The following is a 1,989-nucleotide window of genomic DNA, read 5'->3' as shown; positions in this document are numbered from 1 at the left end:
TGGAAATTACCGCACACCTCGAAGTACTGGCGTACTTTATTCATCGAGTTGATTGCAGACATGATTCAAATATTCAAGTATAAAATTGTCAATTGTCAGCAGACCAGATGGAGCAACTACTCTGATACTCTGTATTTCATCGCTGTCCCCCGCTGACAAGAATCATTATAAACGCTGATGAAGTATTTGTCATTCAACCAGCGGTTTAAAACAGCAAAAAAATTTGTCTTCTCACAGATTCTTTCCTGTTTTCATTTAAAAAAACTTCAGCCTATTTATAAGACTGAAGTTGATTTTTCACTTTTTCCATTAAATAATATTTGTACTTTTCAATACTGTCTCAATCTGCTCCTTACCTGCATATTTTGATGAAGCCAAATAATAAATACAAACTGTATCTTCCTCCGGCACAACCAACTGCTGCAATTCATTCTTCAATCGTTTCAGTTGTCCTTCCGTTATTGCACCATCAAATACAGACTTCTGCACATGATTCAAATATTTACGACATATTTTGTCAAAATAGCTTTCAATATCCATTTCCGCCACAATCGTATATCCCTCATTGATATATTGACATGCCTTTTCTACCGCGGCAGCAACACCCTTGCCTTCCTGATAAGCAAAACTATTCTCACAAAACTCCGGTTCCATATAACGTCTCAATTTCTGTGCTAATAATCTGGCCACAAAACGATCAATCGCATTCAGACTACATATAACACGTCGTTTGCCGCGTCCATTGATCATCTCATAGCTTTTCACAATCCCCGGCTGATAATTCCCAGCCAGAAGATCCGCCTCTATCTGCTCATGATTAATCTTCCATTAATCCTCCAACTCAGAAATCTGCATACCATCAACGCCACGCCCATTCTTTTTCATACTGAAATGATTAAAAGCATCTCTCTGATTTCTCTTGGACAACATCTCCTCCATTGTAAATACATCCCTACCTCTTGCAATCAGAATTTTTTCACAAAAAAACTTCAACTCTTTATGAGCTGAAGCATTTTTTTATTCGTATTTTCTTTGAAGATTAACGAAACAATTCATAGTATTCGTATAAAACAATGAGTTCAGCAAAAGCAACATATCACTCATAGGTACGGTTCAACCCGAAAAGAAGGCCGGCGTCCACTGGGATCCCAATCTGGTTTCAATCACTCATAGGTACGGTTCAACTTTTCAGAATTTCAAATGCAAACCGGAATCGAGTTCGAGTTTCAATCACTCATAGGTACGGTTCAACTCGCTTCACTTCCGACGACGCAATCGCTTTGATTGATGCCAGTTTCAATCACTCATAGGTACGGTTCAACACACATTATGTCAAAGAATTACGCAACTATCTTCATCGACGCGTTTCAATCACTCATAGGTACGGTTCAACACTTTCATAAGGAGGGTACTATGTACTATATCGAAATCGTTTCAATCACTCATAGGTACGGTTCAACCAAAAAACAACGGCATTAATGCTACCGAGACGGTAGTTGAGTTTCAATCACTCATAGGTACGGTTCAACAACAGTATTTACTGCGTTTTCTATTTTCATTATACCCCATTTTCCCTGTTTTTCAACCTTTTTCTCCAAAAAAGTCGGTCAACCTCTTCATAGTAAATTCCCGCAAAGCCTTGATTCTACTGACTTTTTTATTTTTGTCAAAATTGGCTCGGAGGTTCACCGACTTTTCAGCCGTTTTTTTGCTGTTTTCGGCACTTTTCCATGCTGTTTTTGTTCTGGAAGCCTTGATTTTACTGTCCTGGAGGTTCACCGACTTTTTTTACAGATTTTTTAACAATCTTTGTTTTAATCAAAGAAAAAGCTCCTGTCCTCTCACAAAAACTGAAGCCTCTTTTGAATACCTCAATCACACCCGCGATCCGGCCTTCGCCGTACATCCATGTCCTTCACCTATATTCTGCCACCAGGAAGATAAGTCTGAGCTTCGGGGAGCGACCCCTCACTTCTTACCCCGGCTTTC

The 1,989-nt window shown here is 39.2% G+C and carries 1 protein-coding gene; it reads right to left on the bottom strand.

From position 1 onward, the window contains the following. Positions 1-309: 309 nt before the first annotated feature. The gene (gene cas2, locus WMO25_RS17520; protein WP_349086471.1) at positions 310-765 is read right to left on the bottom strand and encodes a CRISPR-associated endonuclease Cas2; all 456 of its coding nucleotides are present in this window, start codon (positions 763-765) and stop codon (positions 310-312) included. Positions 766-1,989 lie beyond the last annotated feature (1,224 nt).

The sequence above is a fragment of the Coprococcus intestinihominis genome (assembly GCF_040096555.1).
In the GTDB taxonomy this organism is placed as follows: Bacteria; Bacillota; Clostridia; order Lachnospirales; family Lachnospiraceae; genus Coprococcus_A; species Coprococcus_A intestinihominis.
The sequence above is the reverse complement of the archived record's forward strand: the minus strand, read 5'-3'. Positions and strand labels throughout refer to the sequence as shown.